The organism is Allobosea sp. RCC_152_1 (genome assembly GCF_041360765.1).
GTDB lineage: Bacteria > Pseudomonadota > Alphaproteobacteria > Rhizobiales > Beijerinckiaceae > Allobosea > Allobosea spartocytisi.
On record NZ_JBFUPU010000009.1, the window covers coordinates 14,797 to 40,674 of the forward strand.

General features: G+C 66.2%; 28 protein-coding genes and 1 tRNA gene. 10 read left to right on the top strand and 19 right to left on the bottom strand.

What is annotated here, in order from left to right; translation table 11 throughout:
- Window positions 1-3 precede the first annotated feature (3 nt).
- Window positions 4-501, top strand: coding sequence for a CinA family protein (locus AB6806_RS23520; protein WP_112762248.1), 498 nt, complete (start codon window positions 4-6; stop codon window positions 499-501).
- A 41-nt stretch (window positions 502-542) separates the two neighbouring features.
- Here AB6806_RS23520 and AB6806_RS23525 read toward each other — a convergent pair whose 3' ends face one another.
- The 10 genes from AB6806_RS23525 to AB6806_RS23570 all read right to left on the bottom strand — a co-directional run bounded on the left by AB6806_RS23525 (window position 543) and on the right by AB6806_RS23570 (window position 9,575).
- Window positions 543-1,016, bottom strand: a complete 474-nt coding sequence (locus AB6806_RS23525; protein ID WP_112762249.1) for a type II toxin-antitoxin system RatA family toxin — start codon at window positions 1,014-1,016, stop codon at window positions 543-545.
- A gap of 14 nt (window positions 1,017-1,030) precedes the next feature.
- Window positions 1,031-2,038, bottom strand: a complete 1,008-nt coding sequence (gene lipA / locus AB6806_RS23530; protein WP_038365835.1) for a lipoyl synthase — start codon at window positions 2,036-2,038, stop codon at window positions 1,031-1,033.
- Window positions 2,039-2,138: 100 nt separating this feature from the next.
- The gene (locus AB6806_RS23535) at window positions 2,139-2,417 is read right to left on the bottom strand and encodes a GlsB/YeaQ/YmgE family stress response membrane protein (RefSeq protein WP_038365832.1); all 279 of its coding nucleotides are present in this window, start codon (window positions 2,415-2,417) and stop codon (window positions 2,139-2,141) included.
- Between the two features lie 85 nt (window positions 2,418-2,502).
- Window positions 2,503-2,841, bottom strand: coding sequence for a GlsB/YeaQ/YmgE family stress response membrane protein (locus AB6806_RS23540; RefSeq protein WP_142020979.1), 339 nt, complete (start codon window positions 2,839-2,841; stop codon window positions 2,503-2,505).
- 62 nt (window positions 2,842-2,903) lie between these two features.
- Entirely contained in the window at window positions 2,904-3,680 is a 777-nt protein-coding gene (locus AB6806_RS23545) for an alpha/beta hydrolase family protein (RefSeq protein WP_370955654.1), read from the bottom strand.
- Between the two features lie 68 nt (window positions 3,681-3,748).
- Window positions 3,749-5,188: a dihydrolipoyl dehydrogenase gene (gene lpdA / locus AB6806_RS23550; RefSeq protein WP_142020981.1), complete on the bottom strand. Its 1,440-nt coding sequence runs from the start codon at window positions 5,186-5,188 to the stop codon at window positions 3,749-3,751.
- A gap of 18 nt (window positions 5,189-5,206) precedes the next feature.
- Entirely contained in the window at window positions 5,207-6,556 is a 1,350-nt protein-coding gene (locus tag AB6806_RS23555) for a pyruvate dehydrogenase complex dihydrolipoamide acetyltransferase (RefSeq protein WP_142020982.1), read from the bottom strand.
- 13 nt (window positions 6,557-6,569) lie between these two features.
- The gene (locus AB6806_RS23560; protein ID WP_038365823.1) at window positions 6,570-7,976 is read right to left on the bottom strand and encodes a pyruvate dehydrogenase complex E1 component subunit beta; all 1,407 of its coding nucleotides are present in this window, start codon (window positions 7,974-7,976) and stop codon (window positions 6,570-6,572) included.
- A 56-nt stretch (window positions 7,977-8,032) separates the two neighbouring features.
- Window positions 8,033-9,130 (bottom strand): pyruvate dehydrogenase (acetyl-transferring) E1 component subunit alpha, encoded by a 1,098-nt coding sequence (gene pdhA, locus AB6806_RS23565; RefSeq protein WP_038365819.1) that lies wholly within the window; start codon window positions 9,128-9,130, stop codon window positions 8,033-8,035.
- Window positions 9,131-9,296: 166 nt separating this feature from the next.
- Entirely contained in the window at window positions 9,297-9,575 is a 279-nt protein-coding gene (locus AB6806_RS23570; protein ID WP_248311225.1) for an FtsB family cell division protein, read from the bottom strand.
- Window positions 9,576-9,752: 177 nt separating this feature from the next.
- Here AB6806_RS23570 and AB6806_RS23575 point away from each other — a divergent pair.
- Together AB6806_RS23575 and AB6806_RS23580 are read left to right on the top strand one after the other, a co-directional pair.
- A tRNA-Lys gene (locus AB6806_RS23575) sits at window positions 9,753-9,827 on the top strand.
- Window positions 9,828-9,927: 100 nt separating this feature from the next.
- On the top strand, window positions 9,928-10,137 hold the full coding sequence (locus AB6806_RS23580; protein ID WP_038365813.1) for a hypothetical protein: 210 nt from the start codon (window positions 9,928-9,930) through the stop codon (window positions 10,135-10,137).
- A 101-nt stretch (window positions 10,138-10,238) separates the two neighbouring features.
- On the opposite strand, the gene AB6806_RS23585 is transcribed toward AB6806_RS23580, so the two are convergent.
- Window positions 10,239-11,027 (bottom strand): bestrophin-like domain, encoded by a 789-nt coding sequence (locus tag AB6806_RS23585; RefSeq protein WP_370955655.1) that lies wholly within the window; start codon window positions 11,025-11,027, stop codon window positions 10,239-10,241.
- A gap of 90 nt (window positions 11,028-11,117) precedes the next feature.
- On the bottom strand, window positions 11,118-11,393 hold the full coding sequence (locus AB6806_RS23590; protein WP_113252295.1) for a hypothetical protein: 276 nt from the start codon (window positions 11,391-11,393) through the stop codon (window positions 11,118-11,120).
- Between the two features lie 139 nt (window positions 11,394-11,532).
- Here AB6806_RS23590 and AB6806_RS23595 point away from each other — a divergent pair, with 139 nt between their 5' ends.
- Both AB6806_RS23595 and AB6806_RS23600 read left to right on the top strand, forming a co-directional pair.
- Window positions 11,533-11,754, top strand: coding sequence for a hypothetical protein (locus AB6806_RS23595; RefSeq protein ID WP_038365807.1), 222 nt, complete (start codon window positions 11,533-11,535; stop codon window positions 11,752-11,754).
- Window positions 11,755-11,759: 5 nt separating this feature from the next.
- Window positions 11,760-11,927 (top strand): hypothetical protein, encoded by a 168-nt coding sequence (locus AB6806_RS23600; protein ID WP_156116011.1) that lies wholly within the window; start codon window positions 11,760-11,762, stop codon window positions 11,925-11,927.
- Window positions 11,928-11,954: 27 nt separating this feature from the next.
- Here AB6806_RS23600 and AB6806_RS23605 read toward each other — a convergent pair whose 3' ends face one another.
- Window positions 11,955-12,161, bottom strand: coding sequence for a hypothetical protein (locus AB6806_RS23605; protein ID WP_038365804.1), 207 nt, complete (start codon window positions 12,159-12,161; stop codon window positions 11,955-11,957).
- 248 nt (window positions 12,162-12,409) lie between these two features.
- Between AB6806_RS23605 and AB6806_RS23610 the strand changes: the two genes are divergently transcribed.
- The gene (locus tag AB6806_RS23610) at window positions 12,410-12,955 is read left to right on the top strand and encodes a PRC-barrel domain-containing protein (protein ID WP_370955656.1); all 546 of its coding nucleotides are present in this window, start codon (window positions 12,410-12,412) and stop codon (window positions 12,953-12,955) included.
- A 52-nt stretch (window positions 12,956-13,007) separates the two neighbouring features.
- Here the strand turns inward: AB6806_RS23610 and AB6806_RS23615 are convergent, their stop codons facing one another.
- A complete protein-coding gene (locus tag AB6806_RS23615; RefSeq protein ID WP_370955657.1) occupies window positions 13,008-14,525 on the bottom strand; it encodes an NAD(P)H-hydrate dehydratase in 1,518 nt (505 codons plus the stop codon).
- Between the two features lie 297 nt (window positions 14,526-14,822).
- Here AB6806_RS23615 and AB6806_RS23620 point away from each other — a divergent pair, with 297 nt between their 5' ends.
- Both AB6806_RS23620 and glnA read left to right on the top strand, forming a co-directional pair.
- A complete protein-coding gene (locus tag AB6806_RS23620; RefSeq protein WP_038365795.1) occupies window positions 14,823-15,161 on the top strand; it encodes a P-II family nitrogen regulator in 339 nt (112 codons plus the stop codon).
- Window positions 15,162-15,257: 96 nt separating this feature from the next.
- Entirely contained in the window at window positions 15,258-16,667 is a 1,410-nt protein-coding gene (gene glnA / locus AB6806_RS23625; RefSeq protein WP_038365793.1) for a type I glutamate--ammonia ligase, read from the top strand.
- Window positions 16,668-16,784: 117 nt separating this feature from the next.
- Here glnA and AB6806_RS23630 read toward each other — a convergent pair whose 3' ends face one another.
- The 5 genes from AB6806_RS23630 to AB6806_RS23650 all read right to left on the bottom strand — a co-directional run bounded on the left by AB6806_RS23630 (window position 16,785) and on the right by AB6806_RS23650 (window position 22,275).
- Complete coding sequence (locus tag AB6806_RS23630; protein WP_370955658.1) at window positions 16,785-18,134, bottom strand: TIGR03808 family TAT-translocated repetitive protein; 1,350 nt, start codon at window positions 18,132-18,134, stop codon at window positions 16,785-16,787.
- A gap of 197 nt (window positions 18,135-18,331) precedes the next feature.
- Window positions 18,332-19,549 (bottom strand): glycosyltransferase, encoded by a 1,218-nt coding sequence (locus AB6806_RS23635; protein ID WP_370955659.1) that lies wholly within the window; start codon window positions 19,547-19,549, stop codon window positions 18,332-18,334.
- Between the two features lie 44 nt (window positions 19,550-19,593).
- Window positions 19,594-20,472 (bottom strand): glycosyltransferase family 2 protein, encoded by an 879-nt coding sequence (locus AB6806_RS23640; RefSeq protein WP_112762263.1) that lies wholly within the window; start codon window positions 20,470-20,472, stop codon window positions 19,594-19,596.
- A 31-nt stretch (window positions 20,473-20,503) separates the two neighbouring features.
- A complete protein-coding gene (locus AB6806_RS23645; protein WP_142020989.1) occupies window positions 20,504-21,886 on the bottom strand; it encodes a hypothetical protein in 1,383 nt (460 codons plus the stop codon).
- A gap of 221 nt (window positions 21,887-22,107) precedes the next feature.
- A complete protein-coding gene (locus AB6806_RS23650) occupies window positions 22,108-22,275 on the bottom strand; it encodes a hypothetical protein (protein ID WP_156116009.1) in 168 nt (55 codons plus the stop codon).
- A gap of 323 nt (window positions 22,276-22,598) precedes the next feature.
- Here AB6806_RS23650 and parE point away from each other — a divergent pair, with 323 nt between their 5' ends.
- Together parE and AB6806_RS23660 are read left to right on the top strand one after the other, a co-directional pair.
- Window positions 22,599-24,680: a DNA topoisomerase IV subunit B gene (gene parE / locus AB6806_RS23655; RefSeq protein ID WP_370955660.1), complete on the top strand. Its 2,082-nt coding sequence runs from the start codon at window positions 22,599-22,601 to the stop codon at window positions 24,678-24,680.
- Window positions 24,681-24,845: 165 nt separating this feature from the next.
- Window positions 24,846-25,787: a LysR family transcriptional regulator gene (locus AB6806_RS23660; protein WP_370955661.1), complete on the top strand. Its 942-nt coding sequence runs from the start codon at window positions 24,846-24,848 to the stop codon at window positions 25,785-25,787.
- Window positions 25,788-25,878 lie beyond the last annotated feature (91 nt).

The following is a 25,878-nucleotide window of genomic DNA, read 5'->3' on the forward strand; positions in this document are numbered from 1 at the left end:
GCCATGTTCGATCCCGACATCCGCGCACTTGCGGCCGAGCTGCTCGACATGAGCAAGGAGCGCGGCTTCACCGTCGCGACGGTCGAATCCTGCACTGGCGGCCTCGTCTGCGGCGCGCTGACGGCGATCGCCGGCTCGTCCGCGATGGTACTGGGCGGGCTGATCACCTATGCGAACGAGGCCAAGGCGGCTCTCGCCGGCGTTCCCGAGCCCCTGCTGAAACAGCACGGCGCCGTCAGCGAACCCGTCGCCCGTGCCATGGCGGAAGGCGGCCGCAAGCGCCTTGATGCCACCTTCGCGGTCTCGATCACCGGCGTTGCCGGCCCCGGCGGCGGCAGCGTCGAGAAGCCGGTCGGGCTCGTCCATTTCGCCTGCGCCGGCCCTTCCGGCACGCGCCATCGCGAACGCCGCTTCGGCGAGAAATCGCGCGATGAGATCCGCCGCCTCAGCGTGCTGGAAGCGCTTGATCTGCTGCGCGAGACGGCGCTGACCGGGCCGTAGGAACTCTGCTTTCGCGCGTTCTCTGCAGCGCTCGGCAAGCTCTATGTTCCGAGGGCTGCAGCCCCACCGCGTCCATAGACCTGATCGGCGCGGCGCTCGAAGGCCTCCGAGAACTTGCGGAAGGCCTTGTCGAACATGGCGCCCATCAGCAGGCCGAGCATGCGGCTGGCGAATTCGTAGGAAATGAAGAAGCCGACCTCGCAGCCGCTCTCGTTCGGCTTGAAGGTCCAGCGATTCTCCAGATGCCGGAACGGCCCGTCGACATATTCGACCAGGATCTTCAGGTTTGCCGGATCGAGCGTCACGCGGCTGGTGAAGGTCTCGCGGATCGCCTTGTAACCGACCGTCATATCGGCCAACAGCACCTCGCCCCCGCCTTCGCGCGGCGTGCGGCGGCGCACCACCAGCCCCTCGCAGAGCGGCAGGAATTGCGGATATTTCTCGATATCCGCCACGAGCGCGAACATCTGCTCGGGCGAGTGTTTCACCCGGCGGGTGCTGTTGAACATCGGCATGGGGAACGGCGCCGTCAGCCGCCGAGCTTTGCCGCGCGATTCGCGCGCAGCCGGGCGAAATCCTCGCCGGCATGGTGCGAGGAGCGGGTCAGCGGCGTCGAGGACACCATCAGGAAGCCCTTGGCATAGGCGATGGTCTCGAAGCTCTTGAACTCGTCCGGCGTGACGAAGCGGATCACCGCATGGTGCTTGCGCGAGGGCGCGAGGTACTGCCCGATGGTCATGAAGTCGACCTCGGCCGAGCGCAGATCGTCCATGAGCTGGAGAACTTCGTTCCGCTCCTCGCCGAGCCCGACCATGATGCCGGACTTGGTGAAGATCGTCGGGTCGAGCTCCTTCACCTGCTGCAGCAGCCGCAGCGAATGGAAATAGCGCGCGCCCGGTCGCACCTTCAGATACTTGCCCGGCACGGTCTCGAGATTGTGGTTGAAGACGTCGGGCTTGGCCGCGACGACCACTTCGAGCGCGCCCGGCTTGCGCAGGAAGTCCGGCGTCAGGATCTCGATGGTGGTGCCGGGCGAAGCCTTGCGAATGGCGCGGATCACGTTGGCGAAATGCTCGGCGCCGCCGTCCTTGAGATCATCGCGGTCGACCGAGGTGATGACGACATGCTCGAGCCCAAGCTTGGCGACGGCATCCGCGACCTTACGCGGCTCCTCCAGATCGAGCGGCAGCGGCACACCGGTCTTCACGTTGCAGAAGGCGCAGGCCCGCGTGCAGGTGTCGCCCATGATCATGAAGGTGGCGTGCTTCTTCTCCCAGCACTCGCCGATATTCGGGCAGCCGGCCTCCTCGCAGACCGTGACCAGCTTCTCGGCCTTCACGATCTTCTGCGTCTCGGCCCATTTCGGCGAGCCTGGCGCCTTGACGCGGATCCAGTCCGGCTTGCGCAGGACCGGGTTTTCCGGCCGCTTCTGCTTCTCGGGGTGGCGCAATTCCGCTGCGGGCTGGCGAGCTTCCGCCTTCGGATTGCCGGCATTGGGTCGCGGATCGCGGTTCAGAAGGTCGAGAACAAGCGCCATAACGGGGTCCGGGCTTCAAAAGCAGGAGCCGGCAAGGCCGGCTCCCTCTTAGCTAATCCCCAAAGCGCGCTCCCGCAACTGCCCGGCGGGCGAGCGCGCCTCAGCGGCGCCCGCGCGCCGCGTTCCAGATCACGATGATGACGATGGCGCCGGCCACCGCAGCCGTCAGCGTCCGCCAGAAGCCGAAGACCGGGACCTCCAGCAATTCGGCGATCTTGGCGCCGACGAAGGAGCCGGCGACACCGACCAGCATGTTGGTGAAGAGACCGTGATCGGATGAGGTCAGGCGCTCGGCGATCCAGCCGGCGATGAGACCGATCAGCAGCGTCATGAAGAAACCGTAGCCCGGCTGGGCCATGGTGGCGGCAAAGCTTTCCATCGCGGATATCCCCCTAGCCATGCGCGAAGGCGCGCGCAGATAACCGTAAGCCCTGCGTGAAAGTTCCTGAAGACGAAATCCAAACTTACGCGATGAAGCGTGCCAGCAGGATGACGAGGATGGCACCCAGCACCGCCATGCCGGCATCGTCGAGGAAACCGTAGCCCGTATTCAATCGCCAGCCGGTCAGGCGCACGATGCCCTGCCCCACCAGCATGCCGAGCACGCCGACGACGGCATGGCGGATCAGCCCGCCTCCGCCGACCACGAGGCTCGCGGCGAAGCCGATGACCGTGCCGGACGCCACCGTCGGGACGATGACGCTCCAGTCCAGCGGCAGCGTCCGGCGCGGCGGCAGGATCTCGATATCCTCGTCGCGGACGACGCGGTCGGGCTTCGGCGATTTGCGGGTGCGTGGCGGCATGGGCGCAATATGGAGCGCGGACGGGCGGGCGCCAAGTCGCTGCGGGCGAGCGTCGCTGCCGATCAGCGGACCATCGCTGCGAGCGCGGAAACCGACGTCGCCGCAAGTGCGCCACCGAAATTATGCCCGCCCCCGACGATCTGCGCTCTCGCGGACAGCCCCCTCGCCTGCACCTTCGCGACATAGTCCGCCGCCAGTTCCGGGCGGGTGTTGTCGTCCGCCTGTCCGGTGACAGTGACGATCGGCGTCCCTGCGGGAATGCCGGACACGTAGTCCACCGGCGACTGAGCCGCTCCTGGCCGCCGGCCTCGGCTGGCATACCAGGCCGGAACGTCGCAAGGGCATGACACCAGCACGAGGCCGTTGATCAGGCCGGGATGGCTTCCGGCCACGACAGCGATCGTGCCGGCGCCGCCCGAATGCCCGAGAGCCACCACGCTGCGGGCGTTGTAGATGCGCTTCAACTCCTGGATCGCCCCGGCGACAGCGCTGTTGTTGCCGGATTGGAACGTATCCCGACGGCCATTATCGGAGCCGTCGCTGCGACGGCCGGCGCGGTCGTAATAGCCGGGCCGCAGCAGGGCAACGGCCACCACATTCTTGCGGCCGGCCGCGAACCGCCTAGCATGGCTGTACATGTAGTCGGCCGGCCCTCCGGCCGAAACGTCCCCATGGACGAAGATGGCGAGGACGGGGCGCGTCCCGCCGCCGGGTGCCGCGCCGAACGCTTCATAGGCCAGGCCGTTGGCGCATGTATCGCCGTCACAGGCCAAGGCTCCCACGCCGCCAAACAGGACAGCCGCGAGAACGGTCAGCAGCCTTGCACCCGCACGCTTCATGGCACGCCCCCGCCGCCATACCGCCCATGGAAAGCCAATTTCCAGGCTCTCCGCCGTGACTGCGCAGCTCAGGCGTTCAGCACCTTGCCGTAAGCATCGAGCACGCTTTCCTTCATCACCTCCGACAGCGTCGGATGCGGGAAGATGGTATGCATCAATTCTTCCTCGGTCGTCTCGAGGTTCATCGCGACGACGAAGCCCTGGATCAGCTCGGTCACCTCCGGGCCGACCAGATGGGCGCCGAGCAGCTTGCCGGTTTTGGCGTCGAAGATCGTCTTGGCGAGGCCGCTGTCCTCGCCGAGCGCCACGGCCTTGCCGTTGGCGACGAAGTTGAAGCGACCGACCTTGATCTCGTGGCCGGCGGCCTTGGCCTTCGCCTCGGTCAGGCCGACGCTGGCGATCTGCGGGTGGCAATAGGTGCAGCCCGGGATCACCGACTTGTCCATCGGGTGCGGATGCAGCCCCTTGATCGCCTCGACGCAGATCACCGCCTCATGCTCGGCCTTGTGCGCCAGCATCGGCGGGCCGGCGACGTCACCGATGGCGTAGACGCCCTTGACGTTGGTGCGGCAGAGATCGTCGATGACGATGCAGCCGCGATCGGTTTTCACGCCGAGCGCCTCCAGCCCGATATTCTCGATATTGCCGACGACGCCGACAGCCGAGATCATGCGGTCGGCCGTGATCGTCTGCTTGCCGCCCTTCTCGTCCTCGATGTGGGCGGTAATCGAATCCGCCCCCTTCTCGACCTTCGTCACCTTGGCGCTGGTGATGATCTTCATGCCCTGCTTCTCGAAGGCTTTCCGCGCGAAGGCGCCGATCTCGGCATCCTCCACCGGCACGACCTGCGGCAGCACCTCGACGACGGTCACCTCGACGCCCATCGTCCGGTAGAACGACGCGAATTCGATGCCGATGGCGCCCGAGCCCATCACCAGCAGCGATTTCGGCATCTTGGCGGGGACCATCGACTCGAAATAGGTCCAGATCAGCTTGCCATCCGGCTCGATGCCGGGCAGCGCGCGCGGCCGGGCGCCGGTCGCGACGATGATGTGGTCGGCCGTATAGGTGCCCTCGCCCTTGGCGCCCTTCGGCACCGGCCCTTGCGGTTGCATCGCCGGCTTCTTGGTCGGCGCGACGGCGATCGTGCCGGGCTTGGTCAGCTTGGCCTCGCCCCAGATCACGTCGACCTTGTTCTTCTTCATCAGGAACTGGACGCCGTTGTTCATCCTGACCGCGATGCCGCGCGAGCGCTTCACGACGGCATCGAGATCGGCCTTGAACGAGCCTTCCAGCGTGAGCCCGTAATCTTTGGCATGCTGGCCGTAATGCAGGATCTCGGCCGAGCGCAGCAGCGCCTTGGTCGGGATGCAGCCCCAGTTCGAGCAGATGCCGGCGAGATGCTCACGCTCGACGATCGCGGTCCTGAAGCCGAGCTGGGCGGCGCGGATGGCGGCGATATAGCCGCCAGGGCCGGAGCCGATGACGATGATGTCGTAGTCAGCCATGGTGTTTCTCCCGCCGCCTCAGACCAGCATCGCCATGGGCTTCTCGATATAGCCCTTGAACGCCGCGAGAAGCTCGGCACCAAGCGCGCCGTCGACGGCGCGGTGGTCGGTCGAGAGCGTCACCGACATCACCGTCGCGACAGCCGGCTGACCGCCCTTGACGATGACGCGCTGCTCGCCGGCGCCAACCGCCAGGATCGTCGCATGCGGCGGATTGACGATCGCCGCGAAGTCCTTGACCCCGAACATGCCGAGGTTCGAGACTGCCGTCGTGCCGCCCTGATACTCTTCGGGCTTCAGCTTGCGGGCCTTGGCGCGGGCCGCCATGTCCTTCATCTCGTTGGAGATCTGCGACAGCGTCTTGTGGCAGGCATCGCGGATGATCGGCGTGATCAGGCCGCCCGGGATCGAGACGGCGACGCCGACATCGGCATGCTTGTGCTTGAGCATCGTGTTCTCGGTCCAGGACACGTTTGCGTCCGGAACCGCCTTGAGCGCCAGCGCCAGCGCCTTGATGACCATGTCGTTGACCGAGAGCTTGTAGGCGGGCTTGCCGTCCTTCTCCGGCGCGGCCGCATTGAGCTCCGCGCGCAACTTGAGCAGCGCGTCGAGTTCGCAATCGACCGTGACGTAGAAATGCGGGACGGTCTGCTTGGCCTCGAGCAGGCGGCGCGCGATCGTCTTGCGCATGCCGTCATGCGGGATTTCTTCATAGGAATCCGGCGCGAACAGCTTCTTGACCGCCTCGTCCGAGGGGCCGGTCGCGAGCGGCGCGGCGGCGGGCTTGGCCGTGGGAGCAGCGGCAGGCGCAGCCGCCGGAGCAGCCTTGGCGCCGCCGCCCTTTTTGGCAGCCTCGACATCCTTCTCGACGATGCGGCCATGCGGGCCGGAGCCAGCGATGGCGGAGAGGTCGAGCCCGGCCTCTTTGGCGAGACGCCGCGCCAGCGGCGAGGCAAAGGAACGGCTGCCGTCAGCCTTCGCCGGAGCAGTCGCAACCGGTGCTTCAGCCGCCTTGGCAGGCGCAGCGGCGGCCGGAGCGACTTCGGCTTTCGCAGGCTCGGACTTGGGAGCTTCCACCTTCGGCGCAGCGCCGACCGCCGGTGCGGAGACGCTCTTGGCGTCCTCGCCCTCGCCGGCGATCACGCCGATCACCTCGTTGACTGCGACATCGGCCGTGCCTTCCGGCACCACGATCTTGGCGAGGATGCCCTCATCGACCGCCTCGACCTCCATCGTGGCCTTATCGGTCTCGATCTCGGCGATGATGTCGCCGGACTTGATGGTGTCGCCTTCCTTCTTCAGCCATTTGGCGAGATTGCCCTTCTCCATCGTCGGAGAGAGCGCGGGCATCAGGATGTTGGTCGGCATCGGTCAGCCCCTCTCAGCGATAGCAGACGGCCTTGGCCGCCGCGACGACCTCGCCGATATTCGGCAAAGCGAGCTTCTCGAGGTTCGCCGCATAAGGCATCGGCACGTCCTTGCCGGTGACGCGGGCGACGGGGGCGTCGAGATAGTCGAACGCCGCCTCCATGATCTTCATGCCGATCTCGGCGGTGACGCCGGACTGCGGGAAGCCCTCCTCCACCGCGACGCAGCGATTGGTCTTCTGCACGGAGGCAACGACCGTCTCGATATCCATCGGGCGGATCGTGCGGAGGTCGATGACCTCGGCCTCGATGCCGTCCTTGGCCAGCGCCTCGGCGGCGCCGAGCGCATAGGTCATGCCGATGCCGAAGGAGACGATGGTCACGTCGGTGCCCGGCCGCACCACCTTGGCCTTGCCGATCGGGATCAGGAAATCATCGCCCTTCGGCACGTCGAAGGACTTGCCATACATGATCTCGTTTTCGAGGAAGATCACCGGGTTCGGGTCGCGGATCGCGCTCTTGAGCAGCCCCTTCGCGTCGGAGGCGCTGTAGGGCATCACCACCTTGAGGCCCGGCACGTTGGAGTACCACGCCGCATAGTCGTGGCTGTGTTGGGCACCGACGCGGGCGGCCGCGCCGTTGGGGCCGCGGAACACGATCGGACAGCCCATCTGTCCGCCGGACATGTAGAGCGTCTTGGCGGCGGAGTTGATGATCTGGTCGATCGCCTGCATGGCGAAGTTGAAGGTCATGAACTCGACGATCGGCCTGAGGCCCGAAAGCGCCGCGCCGACGCCGATGCCGGCGAAGCCATGCTCGGTGATCGGGGTGTCGATGACGCGCTTGGCGCCGAATTCCTGCAGCAATCCTTGAGTGACCTTGTAGGCGCCCTGATACTCCGCGACCTCCTCGCCCATGACGAAGACGTCACCATCGCGGCGCATCTCCTCGGCCATCGCGTCACGCAGCGCCTCGCGGACCGTCTGGCTGACGATCTCGGCGCCGGCCGGGAATTCGGACGAAGCGTCATAGGCCTTCGCCTGGGCCGGCACGCTCTCGGGCTTGCTGGCAGCGGGAGCGTCTTCCGCCTTGGCCTCGGGCTTCGGCTCTTCCTTGGCCTCGGCCGGCTTCTCGGCCGCCGCCTTGCCGGCTCCGCTCGCCGCGGCGCTGACATCCTCGCCATCGGCGGCGATCACGCCGATCCGCGTGTTGACCGCGACATTCTCGCTGCCGTCCGGCACCAGGATCTTGGCGAGGATGCCCTCATCGACCGCCTCGACCTCCATGGTCGCCTTGTCGGTCTCGATCTCGGCGATGATGTCGCCGGACTTGACCTGATCGCCCTCTTTTTTCAGCCACTTGGCCAGTTTTCCTTCCTCCATGGTGGGAGAAAGGGCAGGCATGAGAATGTCGATCGGCATGAACGCACCCGGATTCTAGACGCGGGGAAAGGCGAGAGGCGGCAGCGGCGCGGGCGTCAGCCCTGCGCCGGCTCCAGCAGGATGTCGGTGTAAAGTTCCGAGACGTCGGGCTCGGGGTCATGCGTCGCGAATTCGGCGGCGTCGTTGACGATCTCGCGCACCTTGGCGTCGATCGCCTTCAGCTCGTCCTCGCCGACCTTGAACTCGCGGACCAGCCGGGCCCGGACCTGCTCGATCGGATCATGCTCCTCGCGCATCCGCTGGACCTCGTCCTTGGAGCGGTACTTCGCCGGGTCCGACATCGAGTGGCCGCGATAGCGGTAGGTCTGCATCTCCAGGATGTAGGGGCCCTTGCCGGAGCGCGCATGGTCGATCGCGCGCTGGCCGGCCTCGCGAACGGCCCGGACATCCATGCCGTCGACCTGCTCGCCCGGAATGTTGAAGGAGACGCCGCGGCGCGAGAAATCGGTCTGGGCCGAAGCGCGGCTCACTGCGGTGCCCATGGCGTAGCGGTTGTTCTCGATGATGAACACGACCGGCAGCTTCCAGAGCTCGGCCATGTTGAAGCTCTCGTAGACCTGGCCCTGATTGGCGGCGCCGTCGCCGAAATAGGTCATGGAGACGGTGTTGTCGCCGCGATACCAGTCGGCGAAGGCGAGGCCCGTTCCGAGCGATACCTGCGCGCCGACGATGCCGTGGCCGCCATAGAAGTTCTTCTCGCGGCTGAACATGTGCATGGAGCCGCCCTTGCCGCGCGAATAGCCGCCGCGCCGACCGGTGAGCTCAGCCATCACGCCGCGCGATTCCATGCCGCAGGCCAGCATGTGGCCGTGGTCGCGATAGCCGGTGATGACCTGGTCACCATCCTTGGAGGCCATCTGCATGCCGATGACGACGGCTTCCTGGCCGATATAGAGGTGGCAGAAGCCGCCGATCAGGCCCATGCCGTACATCTGGCCGGCCTTCTCCTCGAAGCGCCGGATCAGCAGCATCTCGCGATAGGCGTGGAGGTCTTCGTCCTTGGTGAAGGGAGTGACGTTGCTGGCAGCCGGGGCGGACTGCCCCGCTCCCTCCTTGGCCGAACGTGCCTTTGCCGGCTTGGCGGCGGCTTTCGATGGGGCGGGAGCTTTCGGTTTACGCGCAGCAACAGCCATAGACGATCCTCCAAGGGCCTTCGACCTTTGTTGTAGAGGATCGAAAAAACCTTGGCGAGGACGCTATCTCGCACTGCACCATCATCTAAGTCGTTGAAATATAATGATACTGCAGGCGTAACTGGATTCAAGTTAATTGATACGTCTGAGACTAACAGCCGGCTCGCTAACGCCCCATGATCACGACGTCGTTCTTGTGGGTCCGGGCAAGCATGGCACGCGCCGACTCGTCGAGCAGATCGCGATCGACATTGTCGTCGCGCACGAGGGCGAGGCGCTGTTCCCAGGATTTGCGCTCCAGGGTGAGCGTCGCCAACTCCGCTTCCAGTTCGCGCAGCGATTCCCGAACGGCGCCGCGCGCCTCGAGGCCGCGCGCGCCGTGCTGGGCGTGGAACAAGAAATAGCTGACCGTCAGCGCCGACACCGCATAGAGCGCGAGCGTCACGAAGACAGATCTGAGACCGCGACGAATGACCATGGCTGATGAGGCTAGGATGGCGTGGTTTCCGGGCGGTTAACGCACGGGGCCGGAGGGTTACGCCAGGAAGGGGACAGGCGGCATGGATGTGCATTGGACATGTTGACCCGCGCCCTTCACCTCCGTATGTCAGCGGGCCTGTGAGGGCGGGTAGCTCAGTGGTAGAGCACGTGACTTTTAATCATGTGGTCGTGGGTTCGATCCCCACCCCGCTCACCACCACCCGGAATCGGGCCACGGCCTGAGCCGGCCCCGTCGCCGGACGCTTCCGCCCCCATCGGCGCCTGCGCGCACCCAAGCCCCGCCCCGGAGGAATGCCGTGCCCAAGCTGTGCAAATTCACCTCGCCGCGCGACGGCAAGCCCGTCTATGTCAATCCCGAGCAGGTCGTCGTGGTCTACACCCACAAGGGCGAGCCGGCGGACACCATCATCGGGTTCGGCAAGGATTTCATGCTCGGCGTGCGGGAGAGCCTCGAGGAAACCGTCCGCATTCTCGAACAGGCGACGGCTTCCAAAAGCCAAAACTGAACGCGGCGGCCCGAAGCCGGGACGCGGCTTTCGGAAAGCCCGATTCGATACGATCAGGTAGATAGATCGCCATGATCGCGCCCGACAGGACGCTCGGCGATCTAGCGGCTCATATCCGCCAGCGCTTCTCGCATGGCGAGGCTGCGAATCCCGAACAGGCCTTGGTAAGGCAAGGCCAGATCGACGATGACGAACATCACGCTCGCGACGGAGACCACCCCGATCGCGAGGACGATGCCGCTGACTCGACGGCGCGGCACCTGCAGCCCGAAGCTCAGGAACACCAACGCAAGCCAGAAGCTGATGATACCGAGGAACAGCCCGCTTTGCGGGCCGTTCGTATCCTCGATCACGGCCCAGCGGCTTTCCTGAACTCTGGCGTAGTCGGCCCGGCAGCGTTGCAAAACCGGGGATAGATCAGGCGCCGGAGCGGTTGTGTCGATGGCCAGTCCGACCTCGTTGAGCATGCCGGCCAGAACCGCATCTTCGCCGCGAACCGACATGCGGCGGGTATCCGGCATGCCGGCAACCGAAGGAGCGGGCTCCGCAGGCCAGGTACTGGCGATCACGGCGGCGACGTAGCGGCTCAGGATCTGCCGGGTCGGAGCGAGGCTCGGCCCCAGATTGCGCAGGCATTGGTCGAGCCGCGCCAGCTCGGCCGCGTAGAGCGAGCGGTTCCTGTTGGCGGAATCGAAGGCGGAGCGCGCGGTCGAGAGCTGCAGGCTCAGCACCAGCGCGGCGAAGGTCACGAGCAGGCCGGTCACCAGCCGGACCGCTTCCATGTTCTCCTTCGACAGATGCTCCTCCGGCAGCCACATGCGCAGGGCGATGCCGGCCAGAGCGCTCAGGCCGAACAAGGTCAGAAAACCGAAGCCTGAGAGGATTTCCATGGCGTCGCCGCGAGAAGGCCGATCGGGCCCGGCCATGCTCTCACAGCGCTACGACCGATGCGAGCCCCTGCGTCACACGCGAACAGCCGCTCAGCCGAGCCGGCGCGTCACGCCGCCCTTTATCGGCCTCCGACTGTGAGGCGGTGGCGGCGCCTCCGGCAGGAGATAGGCGCCTCCGCCCACTCCGAGAGCCGGCCAGCCGGGATCGACATAGGCGTCGAGTTCCCAGCAGCGCAGCCGCAGACGCTCGTCTTCCGTGGTTGCATCGGAGCAGCGCGTGAATTGCGAGCGCTGCCAGAAGGCGGTCGCTGGCTGCGGCGCCTGCGCGAGGCCGACCAGCAGAACCGTGGCCAGAAGCCTGTTCATCGCGGCGCTCCCCTGCCCCTGTGACTGCGACCAATCGACCATCAATGCCCGCGGGGCTCTTGCGGAAAGCTTAACCGGGCGGGAACAGGGCGCGCCGTCGCGGGTATCTCCTATGCAGGGCTCAAGGCAGGAGGTTCCGATGCGAGCCAAGGTTCGGCGCGGCGACAGCACTGGCGAGGCAACCCGTCCGGTCTTCAGGATCGAGACCGTCGAGGACTACGGACTGGCCAAGCATCGCATCGAAAGCCTCAAGGACTCGACACGCGGCGACGATGAGGAGCAAGAATTGCAGGCTCTCATCGATGCCGTCGAACGCTGGGATGCCGACCATGCCGCCCAGCCGGGCCGACACAGGAGGTAGATACCGTGAAAACGCCGATCATGGTCCATACCGAGGAAGACTATGACCGGGCGCAGCAGCGCGTCGAGGAACTGAACGCCCTGCCCGACGGCCCCGAAAAGGACAAGGAACTGCAAGCGATCGCCGAAGCGATGCTCGCCTTCGAGCTCCGTCGCGACGACGCCGACGACTGATCCCCGCGGCATCGAGCCCAGCAACGTTCAGGAATCGTTGCTGGCGTTGAGCTCCTCCGGGCGAAGTCCTTCATCCGGATGAGTTCTGGTGGCGGGCTGCTGCACCTCCAGCCACCGCGCCACGATCTCCGCCACCATCTCTTCACGCGTATGCCCAGGCCGATGCGCCGCGATGTGGCGGTCGAGCGCTGCGGTTTCGGCCTCGGCCAGCAGGACAGTCAACGCAATCGGCATGATTTGTCTCCACGTCTCCGGGAACAGCACCGGCTTCCAGACGTTGTAGCAAGCGCAGCATCCGATCACGACATCGCGATGCAAGCAAGTCGGCAAACCGAACGAGCAGGGAATTTCAAGCTGCTTTCGGTGACGCGATTATTTGCGCGCCTCTGCCATGGTTTGTCTCGACAGAAGACGAACAAAAACTTGTTTCATCTGTTGGTTGCATGAACGGCCTGCGACTTGGGCTGATAAAGGAGGAAAAAATGCTCACGCATAAACTCGTCATGACCTCTATCGGATTCGCCATGCTGACCGCGACGGCGCTCGCGCAGACGAGCGCTCCGACGCCGCCCTCGTCCTCGACGAGCCCGGCTCCCGCGGCTCAGCCTGCCAAGCCTCCGGCAAACAATCTCGCCGGCCAGGGCAAATGGCGTACCAGCAAGCTGATCGGCGTCGATATCTACGGCCCCGACGACAAGAAGGTCGGTGACGTAACCGAAGTGATCGTCGACAAGACCGGCAAGATCGAGATGGTCACGGTCGGCGTCGGCGGCTTCCTCGGCATCGGCGCGAAGGACGTCGCCATTCCCTTCGAGCAGGTGACCTGGAGCGATCAGCCGATCGCCCCACCCGCTCCGGCCCCTGCCCCGGCGGGCGGTGCTGCCGGTAGCACGGGCGGCGGCATGAGCGCGGCTCCGCCGGCAGCCTCGGCTCCGAAGGCGCCAGCCATGTATCCGGATCATGGCAAGATCACCATGACCAAGGACCAGCTCAATGCAGCCCCGGCCGTGACCTATTCCGGCAGCTGACACGTTCGATCCGAACCGCCCCGGCAACGGGGCGGTTTCGTTTGTGCCAGCGTCATGGATCCGGACCCGCTCCTGCGGCGAGCGTGCGGAGCAAGGGCGGAACGGCTTCGGGCAGCTCGTCCGCGATCAGCCCGAAGCCCAGCGCTTCGCCGGCCTTCCCGTGCAGCCAGACCGCCATGCAGGCCGCCTCAAAGGCCGGCACGCCCTGCGCGACCAGCCCCGTGACCATCCCGGCCAGGACGTCGCCGGAACCGGCGGTCGCCAGCGCCGGCGAGCCGGTCGCATTGATCGCCGCACGCCCGTCCGGGCATGCGATCACCGTGTCGGCTCCCTTGTAGACGACGATCGCCCCACTGAAGGCAGCGGCCTTGCGGGCGCGCTCCAGCTTGGAAGAGTCCCGGTCGATCGCCGGCTCCCGGCCGAAAAGCCGCCGGAACTCGCCCTCATGCGGCGTCATCACGCAAGCCGCGTTCCGCTGTCCCAGCCTCGACAGGGCTTCCGCACTCTCCGCCAGAATCGTCAGCGCATCGGCGTCGAGCACCAGCGGCTTGCTGCTATGGACAAGCGCCGCAACCAGCTGGCGAGCTCGCGCATCGAGCCCGAGCGCCGGCCCTGCCAGAACGGCGGACAAGCGCCGATCCTCCAGGAGAGGCGCAAGGCCCGTTTCGTCCGCGAGGGAGCGCTGCATCAGCGCGTCCGGCCCACGCATCGCATGTGCAGCCAGGGCCGCAGGAGCGCAGAGGATGGTCGCGAGCCCGGCGCCGATCCGTAGGGCCGCCCGCGCGCCGAGCCGCGGCGCCCCGACGCCGGCGATCCCTCCCGCGAGTACGGCAACGGCGCCGCGCTCGAATTTATGCGTGAAGCTGCCATGGCGCGGCAGATGGCAGCTCCAGAGAGCGGGACCGTTGGCGAAGGCCGTAGGAGCGATCGCCTCGAGGGCCGCTTCGGCCGGAATGCCGATATCCGCCAGCGTCACCTGTCCGCAGAGATCGCGGCCGGGCTGGAGGAGGTGACCGGGCTTGAGCCGGAAGAAGGTCACCGTTTCCGCGGCACGAACGACCGGCCCCTCGGCCTGCCCGGTATCGCCCGAAAGCCCGCTGGGAACATCGACCGCGACCAGCGGCCGGCCAGAGGCGTTCATCGCCGCGACCAGCTGCGCGGCCTCGCCGGCAAGCGGCCGGCTCAAACCCGCTCCGAACAGCGCATCGACGAGGATGTCCGCATCGTTCGGCACAACCACGTCCGGCGGCAGGATCGGGCCGCCCCAGCATTCCGCGGCGATGGCGGCATCGCCCCGCAGCGCATGCACGTCGCCCAGCAGAGCAACCGCCACCTGAAACCCTCGTTCACGCAGGAGCCTCGCGGCAACGAAGCCGTCGCCACCATTGTTGCCGGGGCCACAGAATATGCTCACGCTTGCGCCGGAAGCCGCATGGCGGGAGACCGCATCGGCCACCGCCGCCCCGGCCCGCTCCATCAGCATGATGCCCGGCGTCCCACCCGCGATCGTGATGCGATCCGCCTCCCCCATCTGCGCCACTGTGAGCAAGGCGAGGTCGGTCGGTCGCATGGCTGGGATCGTTGTGCCGGGCATGGCCCATCATGAGAGCAGGTCGCACGGCGCGACAACAAGGCGCAAAGGCAGGATTTGCACTACAATTAGGCGTTTGACTTTTTTTTATGCTGTTTTTTGCCTCTCGATCAGGCGCAAGAAGCCGGGCTGCCACGTGGCGGTGCGCGGGCGCCGATGCTATGAGCAAGACAAGGTGCTTCGCATGCGGCCGGGGATCGTTCAAACTCCCCGGATCGCGGCGGGTGCCGCCCGGCTCCGGCCGGGGTCTGGGGCGCAAAGGAGGCCGGTCGGCGCATGAAGAAGATCGAAGCGATCATCAAGCCCTTCAAGCTGGACGAGGTGAAGGAAGCGCTTCAGGAAGTCGGGCTTCAGGGCATCACCGTTCTCGAGGCGAAGGGCTTCGGCCGCCAGAAGGGCCATACCGAGCTCTATCGCGGCGCCGAATACGTCGTCGACTTCCTGCCGAAGGTGAAGATCGAGATCGTTCTGGCCGACGATATGGTCGAGCGTGCGATCGAGGCGATCATGAAGGCCGCCCAGACCGGCCGCATCGGCGATGGCAAGATTTTTGTATCGAGCGTGGAGGGTGCCATCCGCATCCGCACGGGCGAGACAGGCGCGGACGCGATCTGACGATTTCCCGCATCACATGGGTCGAGAGCTGCCGGGTGATTTGGATCCATCCGCAGCGCGCGAGTTTGAGAAATAGCTGGCAAGAGGAATGCTGAAATGAAAAGCGCCAAGGATGTCCTCAAGGCGATCAAGGACAACGACGTCAAATATGTCGATTTCCGCTTCACCGACCCGCGCGGCAAGTGGCAGCATGTGACCTTCGACGTCACGATGATCGACGAGGACATCTTCGCCGAAGGCACGATGTTTGACGGTTCCTCGATCGCTGGCTGGAAGGCCATCAACGAGTCCGACATGCTGCTGATGCCGGATCCGACCACCGCCGTGATGGACCCGTTCTTCTCGGCCGCCACCATGGTCATCACCTGCGACGTGCTCGAGCCCGCCACCGGCGAGCCCTATGGCCGTGACCCGCGCGGCATCGCCAAGAAGGCGGAGGCCTATCTCAAGTCGACCGGCATCGGTGACACCATCTATGTCGGCCCCGAGGCCGAGTTCTTCGTCTTCGACGACGTCAAGATCGCGGCGGATCCGTACAACACGGGCTTCAAGCTCGACAACGTCGAGCTGCCGATCAACGGCATGACCGAGTACGAGGGCGGCAATCTTGGCCACCGCATCGCCACCAAGGGCGGCTACTTCCCGGTTCCGCCGCAGGATTCGGCGCAGGACATGCGCGGCGAGATGCTGGCGGCCATGGCGGCCATGGGCGCCAAGGTCGAGAAGCACCACCACGAGGTCGCTTCCGCCCAGCACGAGCTCGGCCTGAAGTTCGACACCCTGACCCACATGGCCGACACCATGCAGGTCTACAAGTACGCAATCCACAACGTCGCCCAGAGCTACGGCAAGACCGCGACCTTCATGCCGAAGCCGATCTATGGCGACAACGGCTCGGGCATGCACGTCCACCAGTCGATCTGGAAGAACGGCAAGCCGACGATGGCCGGCAACAAATATGCCGACCTGTCGCAGGAGTGCCTGTGGTACATCGGCGGCATCATCAAGCACGCCAAGTCCCTGAACGCCTTCACCAACCCGTCGACGAACTCCTACAAGCGCCTCGTCCCGGGCTATGAAGCTCCGGTGCTGCTCGCCTATTCGGCGCGCAACCGCTCGGCGTCCTGCCGTATTCCGTGGACGACCTCGCCAAAGGCCAAGCGCGTCGAGGTCCGCTTCCCCGATCCGATGGCGAACCCCTATCTCGCCTTCGCCGCCATGCTGATGGCCGGCCTCGACGGCATCATCAACAAGATCGATCCGGGTCCGGCCATGGACAAGGACCTCTACGACCTGCCGCCGCGCGAACTGAAGAAGATCCCGACGGTGTGCGGTTCGCTGCGCGAGGCCCTGGAAAGCCTCAAGAAGGACAACGCCTATCTCAAGGCTGGCGGCGTCTTCAACGACGACTTCATCGAGAGCTATATCGAGCTCAAGATGCAGGATGTGGCGCGCTTCGAGATGACGCCGCACCCGGTCGAGTTCGCGATGTACTACTCCTACTGAGAGCTCGGGCCGGCTCTTTCGAGCCGGCCCACGGCTTCCTCCCGGCCGCGTATCCCGCGGCTACCTTTCACCGGGGCGGCGACGCCCCGGTTTTTTGTTGGCTTCAGGCGCGAACCCTCAGAGATAGCGATTATGGCCGAACGTCACGCTCCCTGCGGCGGTCGCGAGGTCATTGCCGTATTCAACCGTGCCCACACGGTCCAGGCCAGCCCCGGTGAAGACCGTCGGCACGACACCGCCCACGCTCGCGCTCCGCACGATGTTTCCGGAGATCACCACCGAACGTCCGCTTGACGACACTGCGTGGTTCGAGACACCGATCCCCATCTTCGCACCACGAACCAGATTCCCCGTGACGACGAGATCGCGCGCGCCGTCATTGATGCCGGCCTGAACGCCGATGCCGGCGACATTCTCGATCAGGTTGCCCGAAACCACACAATCCTGCTCGACGACGATGCCGTTGCCGCCAGCGGTTCCGCCGGTCACGGCATTGTCGGCCATGCTCGAAATCCGGTTGCCCTCCACGACGACGCTGCGCGAGATGCCGTCATTGTACAGGCCGGAATTGGCGACATTAATCCCGCCGCCGGCGGTATCGATGCTGTTGTTGGACACGATGCAGCCGGTGAGATCGATTCCGGCCCCCGGCGCCTCGATGAAGATCGCGATTTCCCGCGCGCCGAAGATGTTGTTGTTGCTGACATTGTGCAGCCCGCCGCCATTGCAGCGGATGGCCGAGTACTGCGTATTGAAGATCTGGTTGTTGGTAATTGTGACGCCGACCGCCCGGAAGACACTGATGCCGTTGCCATTCTGCCCCGTGCCGCCGGCCACCGTGTCGATGCCGTTGATGAGATTGCCGGAGATTGTGGAGCTGTCGCCGGTGATGGTGTCACGCCAGACCGCGATGCCGTTGTTGCTCATCAGCGCCAGCGAGCAGGACAGCACGTTGATGCGGCCGTTCTCGCTCCAGATGCCGACGGAATGGCTCTGGAGATAAGTGTCGCGGAAGGTGGCTTCCGCCCCCCTTACATAGACGCCGATCCCGGGCGAATAGAGGATGCGGCAATCCTCGAACACGACATCCTTGGCGCCGTTCGCAACCGCGATGAAGGCCGGCCTGCCGGCAACGTAATCGGACAGCGCACGGTTCTGCCCGTCGAACGAGAGGCCCTCAAAACGCACCTGGCTCTGCCCATCGACAACAAGGAAATTATTCACACCGCTGAAGCGAAGCACCACCGAGCCCGGAATGGCGCGCGCCAGCAGCGGCTTGCCGCCACCATTGCTGGGAAGAACCGTGACCGTGCCTGAATCATACACGCCAGCCTGAAAGAAAAGCGGCCTGTCCTGGCTGCGAGCATAGTCAAAGACGGTTTGCAGGCCTGTGAAATTGGCCCAGCCCGATGTTGCCGCCGCCGTGCGTGCAACCACGGCGTCATCGAACAACGCGAAAGAAGGCATGCGCTCTCTCCTATAGAAACAAAACAAGAACATTCCTATACGAGGAAATTAATCCTGTCAATCGATTCGACTGCGATGCGAGATGCGAACGCGATCGGCGAGCGTGCCTCGGCACAACGCCGAAACGGAGCTGTCGGCTCCTGAGGCCGGAGTTTGCACAGAAACGACGACAGCGCGCTCGGCGTCGGGCGCGTGTCTCAGGGCTTCGCGCTGAGGAGCAGCCGATAGCTCTCGATCGTGCGCCCGACATGCCGCTCCGTCGTCAGCGGGTCGGCCCAATAGCCGCGATAGGCAGCTATGCCCATCGCGCTTGCGCAGGCATCGTCCTTCAGGCGCGTCAGCGCGGCCGAAAGGCCGGCGGCATCCCCGCGATCGACGAGGATGCCATCCTCTCCGTCGGCGACCCAGCTCGCCGAACCGGTCGTCCGCGCCAGGATCACCGGCACGCCGAGCGAGCGTGCTTCGGCGATCACCAGCGGTCCAGGCTCATACCAAAGCGATGGCTGCACCAGGCAACGTGCCTGCGCGATCTCGTCGAAGACACGCTCGGCCGGCACCCAGCCACGAATCTCGGCTTGCGGGTTGAGCCGCGCAATCTCGCCGGCAAGCGGCCCTTCGCCAACGAAACGTACGGGCATATCGGCGTCGCGCGCAGCCTTCGCCAGGACATCCGCCGCCTTCTCCTGGGTAAAGCGGCCAAGGAACAGCGCGTGCCGGTTGCGGGTGGCGTTGACCGGCGTGCGCCTTTCCGCCTCCACCATGTTCTCGACCACGACATGCCGGGCCTGCCGCGGCAGGAAAGGTTCCGCGAAACGGCGCGCGAAATCGCTGACATGGATAAAGAGCGGCGCGTCGAGCTTGCGCATCGCCTTGTCGGAGCCGAACTGCCGGGCGACGCGGATCAGCTTGTGCGGATAGGAGGCGCGGTCGCAATTGCAGGCCACGCAGCCGATCGACATCGGCCTGCGCTGACAGAGCGCGTTCGCCTTGAAGTCGAAATAGCCGCCGACCGGACAGAACGAGAAATAGTCGTGAACGGTGAGGGCGACAGGCAGCCCGCTTTCTCCGGCGGCGGCGATGGCAGCCGGGCTGAAGGCCTTGGTCCATTGATGGAGGTGCACCAGCGTCTCGTCGCGCGGCTGGCGGGCGAGAAGATCGCTCAGAAAGCGGTAGGCCCGGGCATTCCAGATGCCCTGCCTGGCGGCTGCGAGCTTGCTCCCGACCTGCCAGATTTCCTTGCCGGCGAAGTGTTCCACGCTGATCCGCGGATGGTCGAGCCGTTCGGAGATGGGGCCGATGGCACAAGCGAAGACAATCTCGACCCCCGCCTCAGCCAGCCCACGCGCGCTCTCGATGGCGACCTTGGCGGCACCACCGTTGACCGAACCGAAATCGCTGATAATCACCGCGCGCACGAAAGTCTCCAGGCGGGATTCTGGCCGTCAAAGATTGACGGCCCCTACTTGAACGACAGGATCCGCTGCGGCGCGAGCCGCCCGCGCAGCAGGTCCCAGAAAGCGAGGCAATTGCCCTTCAGCCGGCCGATCCGGTCGACGGGGTTGTTCGGCTTGAGGCTGCCGCCGATATTCGCCGCGACATTGCCAGCGGCAAGCCGCAGAGCGCGGCGCGGCCTGAGCGTGCCCTTGCGCACCAGATAGACCGGGTTGGCGATCTGCGAATAGCCGAAGCGCAGACCGGAGGTCCGTCCGCGCTTGCTGCCGCGATGCACACCGCGCAGCGCGGTCGAATGTACGATCCGCCCCTGCCCGGCGAGCTGCTGGCAGAAATCGGTGTCCTCCTGCCAGCCATAGAGCGGCAGGTTCTCGTCGAAACGCGCCCCGGCCGCCCGGATCGCCGCGACCCGGAATACCATGTTGCAGCCATAGGCATTCTCGACCGGCGTCAACCGCGCCTCCGCCGGCGCGATGTCCCGTGCCAGGATCGCCCGGGCTTCCGCGGCAGCGAGGCCCGGCCCGTGGATGCCGTCGGCAAGCACCTGTCCGGTCGCGACGACGATGTCGCCTTCGCGGCCGAGCAACGCCTCCGCCTCGGTGACGAAGGACGGGGCCGGCAGGAAATCATCGTCGAAGAACAGCAGCAGCTCGGCATCGCCGATCGCGTCGAGAATGGCGTTGCGTTGCACGCACAGCCCCTGTCGCGGCGCGACCCGCCTGACCGGCACGGCGAGCGTCGCGGCGAAGGACCAGTCGACATCCTCCTCCTGCGCCGGGCAGATCAGGATCTCCGCCGGCAGCCGCTCCTGCCGCGCAAGCTCGGCGAGCGTGTCGCAAAGCACCTCCCGGCGCCCGGCGGTCGCGATCCCGACGACGATCTTCATGGCTGGAGCGTTCCGATCATGCATCCGTCCCTCAATGTGCCAGCCATCGCAGCATGCGGGGCAAGACGGGCAGGCTCGCGAGCATCGTCACGCCGAGCCCGGCCGCGGCGGCCAACACCACGTTCCCGCCAAGCCAGGTCGATATCGCCCAGGCCGCGACGATGGCCAGCAGGGCGGAGGCGAGCGGCAGCCGCGGCATCTCGAACGGCAGCAGGCGCAGCAGCAGCAGGCCGCCGGCGAGCGCGACAAGCGCTCCGACGGCCGCACCGGCCGAGATCGTGAAATCCGTTCCGCCGAACCACGCCGTGGCGGCCAGAGCGCCGGCGCACATCAGCGCAGAATCGAATACGGCGAGCCCGGCGATCGCCGCCAACCGACGCTGGAGATGGGCCGCCGTCGGCAACAGGGTCTGCACGATGGCCCGGATCAGCGCCGTGAACGTGATGAGGGGCGCGACACGCAGGAAGGATTCGCGCAGCTCGGGCGCGATCAGCAGCGTCGTGGCGACGGCCAGCAGGCTGAGCACGGCCGCGGCGCCCATCGCCGAGAAGCCGGCGAGCAAGGCATAGTAACGCCCGAGCTCGCGGCGGAATTCGCCGCTGCCGCCATCGCGGTCGAAGAGCTGTACGAGCGAAGGATAACGGATGGCGTAGATCGCCGAGACGATCAGGACGAAGGGGCGCTGCAACAGATCGAGCGCCAGCAGCGGCGCGGCAGCCGCCTGCCCTCCCAACGTGGCGGTGAAGATCGCCTTCAGCCCGAGCGGTGCCAGCATCGCGGCGACCGAGGCTCCCGCGGAGATCCCACCATAGGCGAGATGCCGGCGCGTCGCCTCGAGGCTCCAGCGCCCCGGTTCGCCGAAACCGCCCCGCGAGACCAGGATCGCCAGGACGAGATAGGCGAGATAGCCCGCCATGACGCCGCCGAGGACATGGGCGAAATCCGCCCCGGCCCAGGCGCCGGCCAGCGTGCCGATGGCCATCAGCGAGGCGCGCAGGGCCTGCATCCAGGAGAACAGCCGGAAGGCGTGCCGGAAGCGCAGCATGGTGAGATGGATCTCGCTGCCGCCCTGCACGATCGCCGCGACCGCGCCGAGCCCCGCGGCCGGTGCCGGCACGCCGCAGAACCACGCGATCAACGCACCGACGACGCAAAGGCCGCAACAGGCCAGGAATTCCGAGGTGATGGTTCCGCGCCCGGTCGCCTCGCTCTGCGCGTCGGGGCCGGGATAGAAGCGGCTGCAGGCGAAGCGAATCCACTCGAAGCAAGCGATCGCCCCGAACTGCACGACTGAGATGAACAGCGAATAGGCCGTGAACTCCGCCGCCGGCAGCCGGTGCGCGACAACGAGCAACAGCCCCAGCGCCAGAACGGCCTGGTAGATATAGGCTCCGAGCGCAGCGATCTTCGCCATCGCGGCCTCAGCCTGCGACAGTGGCGGCGACGCGGCCTGTCAGACCGGCACTGGCAATGATGGCACCGTTCACGCGCGAAACCCTCCACCGTCAGGCGTAGGGCCGAAAGGTTGATATTTCGCGTCGGGGAGCACCGGACCGAACCACGAACCGGATGCCAGCGCCCGGACGGGGGCGCCGGCACGATCCGGAAGGGGCGCCGCGCCCCGGCCGTCAGGGATCAGGAGAAATGCAAGACGGCGAATCCGGCGCCTGCCGCGACGGCAGCGAGCCACCAGAGCCCTCGCGAGGACGTCCAGTCCAGGCGTGGCGCTTCCGCCACGACGCGGGCATCCTCATAGCCGAAGGACTCGCCGGCCAGACGCGCAGCGCGCTGAAGCCCGGCCATTCTCGTCACAGGAAACGACTGACGCGACACCACGGCGACCTCCCCCTAGGCTGATCTTAGCGCATTGCGAATCGCCGCATAGGCCCGATCACGCTCACCATCCTGATCCTTGCCGCTTAACGCAGCCTGAATGGACCGGGTTCCACGTAGAGGTTCACGGCGATCCATGACCTGTCGATGACGACGGGCGGCGCATGGCTCCTGACAGATGTGGAAGGCGAGGTTTTTATAGCGGCCGGCACGGTCTATAAGCGGCCGCGAAGCGCAGGACGGGTCGGAATGCGCTAGAGTTTAGCGTTGCGAATCAGGAAGCATTTGGCGCGATGGCGGAGAATGGCGATCTTTTCGGCTCGGACGCGGAGCGGCCGGCTGAGGCTGGCCCGAAGCCGGAACTGCGCGCACCCGCCGAGGCTCCGAAAGCGCCGCGCGGCGGCGCAGGAGCTGCGCGCAACGGAACCCTGTCCGAGACCGGCTATGACGCCTCCGCCATCGAGGTACTGGAGGGGCTCGAGCCCGTCCGCCGTCGGCCAGGCATGTATATCGGCGGCACCGACGAGCGCGCGCTGCACCACCTCTTCGCCGAGGTGATCGACAACGCCATGGACGAGGCCGTGGCCGGCCACGCCACCTTCATCGACGTCGAACTGTTCGAGGACGGCTCGATCGCGGTGACGGACAATGGCCGCGGTATCCCGGTCGACCCGCATCCGAAATTCCCCGGCAAGTCGGCGCTCGAAGTCATCATGACGACGCTGCATGCCGGCGGCAAATTCGACTCCAAGGCCTATGAGACCTCGGGCGGCCTGCACGGCGTCGGCGTTTCCGTCGTCAACGCGCTCTCAGATCGGCTCGAAGTCGAGGTCGCGCGTGGCAAGACGCTCTATCGCCAGATCTTCTCGCGCGGCCTGCCCCAGGGACCATTGGAGACGGTCGGTGCCGTCGCCAACCGGCGCGGCACCAGGGTCCGCTTTCACCCGGATGCGCAGATCTTCGGCGAAGGCGCGCATTTCTCCCCGGCACGCCTGTTCCGCATGGCGCGCTCCAAGGCCTATCTCTTCGGCGGCGTCGAGATCCGCTGGACCTGCGCGCCGGCGCTGCTGAAGCCGGAGGGCGATGTCGCGGCAGAGGCCGTGTTCCGCTTCCCCGGCGGCTTGCGCGACTATCTCGGTCGCGAGATCGAGGGCAAGGACCTCGTCGCCGAGCCGATCTTCTCCGGCAAGATCACGAAGGATGGCGGCCACGGCTCGCTCGAATGGGCCATCGCCTGGCTCGCCACCGGCGAGGACGGCTTCTCCTCCTCCTATTGCAATACGATCCCGACCCCCGAAGGCGGTACCCATGAGCAGGGCCTGCGCATCGCCCTGCTGCGGGGCCTGCGCGACCATGCCGAGCGCATCGGCCAGTCGAAGCGCATGGCGCAGGTCACCTCCGACGACGTGATGGCGACCTGCGCCGCCATGCTCTCGGTCTTCATCCGCGAGCCGGAATTCCAGGGCCAGACCAAGGACAAGCTCGCGACGCTGGAAGCCTCCCGCATCGTCGAGAACGCCGTGCGCGACGCCTTCGACCACTGGCTTGCCGCCGCACCTCAGCAGGCGCTGCGCCTGCTCGACTGGTCGGTGGATCGCGCCGAGGAGCGGCTGCGTCGCCGCCTCGAGAAGGAAGTCTCGCGCAAGACCGCGACGCGGAAGCTCCGCCTGCCCGGCAAGCTCGCCGATTGCTCCAATGCCGGCGCGGCCGGCTCCGAGCTTTTCATCGTCGAGGGTGACTCGGCCGGCGGCTCTGCCAAGCAGGCGCGCAACCGCGCCAACCAGGCGATCCTGCCCTTGCGCGGCAAAATCCTGAACGTCGCCAATGCCACGCGAGAGAAGCTCAACCAGAACCAGCAGCTCGCCGACCTGATCCTGGCGCTTGGCTGCGGCATCGGCACGCAGTTCCGCGAGGACGACCTGCGCTACGAGAAGGTCATCGTGATGACGGACGCCGATGTCGACGGCGCCCATATCGCCTCCCTGCTCGTCACCTTCTTCTGGCGCCAGACGCCGAAGCTGATCGAGAAGGGCCATCTCTACCTTGCCGTGCCGCCGCTCTACCGGCTCCAGCACGGCGGCAAAAGCGTCTATGCCCGGAACGACGCCCACAAGGACGAGCTGATCGAGACCGTCTTCAAGGGCAAGAAGCCGGAGATCTCGCGCTTCAAGGGCCTGGGCGAAATGATGCCGCAGCAGCTCAAGGAAACCACCATGGACCCGGCCAAGCGCTTGCTGCTCAAGGTCATGGTGGACCATGAGGCGAGGGAAGAGACCTCCGATACGGTCGAGCGGCTGATGGGCAACAAGCCCGAGGCCCGCTTCATCTTCATCCAGGAACGGGCGGCCTTCGCCGGCGAGCTGATCGACCTGTGATCGCCGGCGGCGAGCCCGGCATTTCTGCAAGGCTGGACCCCAGCGCCGCCGGGCTGCCCGCTTGCGAAAGGATTGGCAGGGTTCGCGCATGTCGAACCCCTTCCGCTTCCCGGACGATCATGATCGCAGAAGCCGCGCCCCGCTCGGCGAGCCGTCCCTGACGATATGGCCGAGCCTGCTCCACCTCCATCTCGACGCGACGGCGATCTGGCGGCGCCCGCCGGGAACGCTTCCTGGGACGACATCCGGATCTTCAACGCCATCGCCAGCGGCGGGTCGATGGCCGTGGCGGCGGCGCGGCTGGGCTTAAGCGAGGCCACCGTCACGCGCAGGCTCAAGGTGCTGGAGAAGGACCTCGGCCTCCAGCTCTTCATCCGCGAGGCCAACCGCCTCGTTCCGACGGCAATCGGCATCGAGCTCGCGGCGGAAGCCGGTGAGGTCGAGGCAGCCACCCGGCGCTTCCTGTCGCGGGCGGATGCCGCCCGTCCGCTTGCCAATGCGCCGGTGCGCGTCACCGCGACGACTTCGATCAGCCTGTTCCTGACCATGCACGCCACCACGGTCTCCAGGGATGCCGGCGGCGTCGAAATCGTCATCATCAGCACGCGCGACCGGCTTAGCCTCGCCCGTGGGGAAGCCGACATCGCGCTGAGGATGAGCAACCCGCCAGCGGAACCGGGCTACTACGCGCAGAAGATCGGCCGGCTGATGCAGGCGCTCTACTGCCGCCACGATGTCGATCCGGCGACGGCGCCGATCATCTCGGTCAACCGCGAAACCTCCTCGCGCATCGACGATCATATCCTGCGTTTCGCGGCCGGCAGGCCGATTGCGGCCCGAGTCGGCGATTCCGCAGCACGCTATGAAAGCATCCGCTCGGCCGGCGCGCTGTCGATGGCGCCCTGCTTCATGGCCGATCTCGACCCCGGCCTCCGGCGCATCGCGCCGCCGCCGGACGCGACCGGCGACGACATCTACCTGCTCTCGCATGACGTCTCGCGCCAGCGCGCCGGCGTCGGCGCCGTGCTGGCGGCGCTGCGCAAGCTCTTTCGCGAGCATCGGGCGCGCCTCGAAGGGCGATCGGCCGAGACCGGCCCCTCATCCTGAAAATGCCGCGCTTTCCGGAAAGATCCGGCTAACCAAGCTTTTACCGCTCTCGGTGCATGCTTGCGCCATACCCGTGCGGACACGGGACATG

Bases quoted from the DNA above. Each gene is read 5' to 3' on its own strand.
- AB6806_RS23520 (WP_112762248.1), top strand. From the start codon at position 4: ATGTTCGATCCCGACATCCGCGCACTTGCGGCCGAGCTGCTCGACATG.
- AB6806_RS23525 (WP_112762249.1), bottom strand. From the start codon at position 1,016: ATGCCGATGTTCAACAGCACCCGCCGGGTGAAACACTCGCCCGAGCAG.
- lipA (WP_038365835.1), bottom strand. From the start codon at position 2,038: ATGGCGCTTGTTCTCGACCTTCTGAACCGCGATCCGCGACCCAATGCC.
- AB6806_RS23535 (WP_038365832.1), bottom strand. From the start codon at position 2,417: ATGGAAAGCTTTGCCGCCACCATGGCCCAGCCGGGCTACGGTTTCTTC.
- AB6806_RS23540 (WP_142020979.1), bottom strand. From the start codon at position 2,841: ATGCCGCCACGCACCCGCAAATCGCCGAAGCCCGACCGCGTCGTCCGC.
- AB6806_RS23545 (WP_370955654.1), bottom strand. From the start codon at position 3,680: ATGAAGCGTGCGGGTGCAAGGCTGCTGACCGTTCTCGCGGCTGTCCTG.
- lpdA (WP_142020981.1), bottom strand. From the start codon at position 5,188: ATGGCTGACTACGACATCATCGTCATCGGCTCCGGCCCTGGCGGCTAT.
- AB6806_RS23555 (WP_142020982.1), bottom strand. From the start codon at position 6,556: ATGCCGACCAACATCCTGATGCCCGCGCTCTCTCCGACGATGGAGAAG.
- AB6806_RS23560 (WP_038365823.1), bottom strand. From the start codon at position 7,976: ATGCCGATCGACATTCTCATGCCTGCCCTTTCTCCCACCATGGAGGAA.
- pdhA (WP_038365819.1), bottom strand. From the start codon at position 9,130: ATGGCTGTTGCTGCGCGTAAACCGAAAGCTCCCGCCCCATCGAAAGCC.
- AB6806_RS23585 (WP_370955655.1), bottom strand. From the start codon at position 11,027: ATGGAAATCCTCTCAGGCTTCGGTTTTCTGACCTTGTTCGGCCTGAGC.
- AB6806_RS23590 (WP_113252295.1), bottom strand. From the start codon at position 11,393: ATGAACAGGCTTCTGGCCACGGTTCTGCTGGTCGGCCTCGCGCAGGCG.
- AB6806_RS23595 (WP_038365807.1), top strand. From the start codon at position 11,533: ATGCGAGCCAAGGTTCGGCGCGGCGACAGCACTGGCGAGGCAACCCGT.
- AB6806_RS23605 (WP_038365804.1), bottom strand. From the start codon at position 12,161: ATGCCGATTGCGTTGACTGTCCTGCTGGCCGAGGCCGAAACCGCAGCG.
- AB6806_RS23610 (WP_370955656.1), top strand. From the start codon at position 12,410: ATGCTCACGCATAAACTCGTCATGACCTCTATCGGATTCGCCATGCTG.
- AB6806_RS23615 (WP_370955657.1), bottom strand. From the start codon at position 14,525: ATGCGACCGACCGACCTCGCCTTGCTCACAGTGGCGCAGATGGGGGAG.
- AB6806_RS23620 (WP_038365795.1), top strand. From the start codon at position 14,823: ATGAAGAAGATCGAAGCGATCATCAAGCCCTTCAAGCTGGACGAGGTG.
- glnA (WP_038365793.1), top strand. From the start codon at position 15,258: ATGAAAAGCGCCAAGGATGTCCTCAAGGCGATCAAGGACAACGACGTC.
- AB6806_RS23630 (WP_370955658.1), bottom strand. From the start codon at position 18,134: ATGCCTTCTTTCGCGTTGTTCGATGACGCCGTGGTTGCACGCACGGCG.
- AB6806_RS23640 (WP_112762263.1), bottom strand. From the start codon at position 20,472: ATGAAGATCGTCGTCGGGATCGCGACCGCCGGGCGCCGGGAGGTGCTT.
- AB6806_RS23645 (WP_142020989.1), bottom strand. From the start codon at position 21,886: ATGGCGAAGATCGCTGCGCTCGGAGCCTATATCTACCAGGCCGTTCTG.
- AB6806_RS23650 (WP_156116009.1), bottom strand. From the start codon at position 22,275: ATGGCCGGGCTTCAGCGCGCTGCGCGTCTGGCCGGCGAGTCCTTCGGC.
- parE (WP_370955660.1), top strand. From the start codon at position 22,599: ATGGCGGAGAATGGCGATCTTTTCGGCTCGGACGCGGAGCGGCCGGCT.
- AB6806_RS23660 (WP_370955661.1), top strand. From the start codon at position 24,846: ATGGCCGAGCCTGCTCCACCTCCATCTCGACGCGACGGCGATCTGGCG.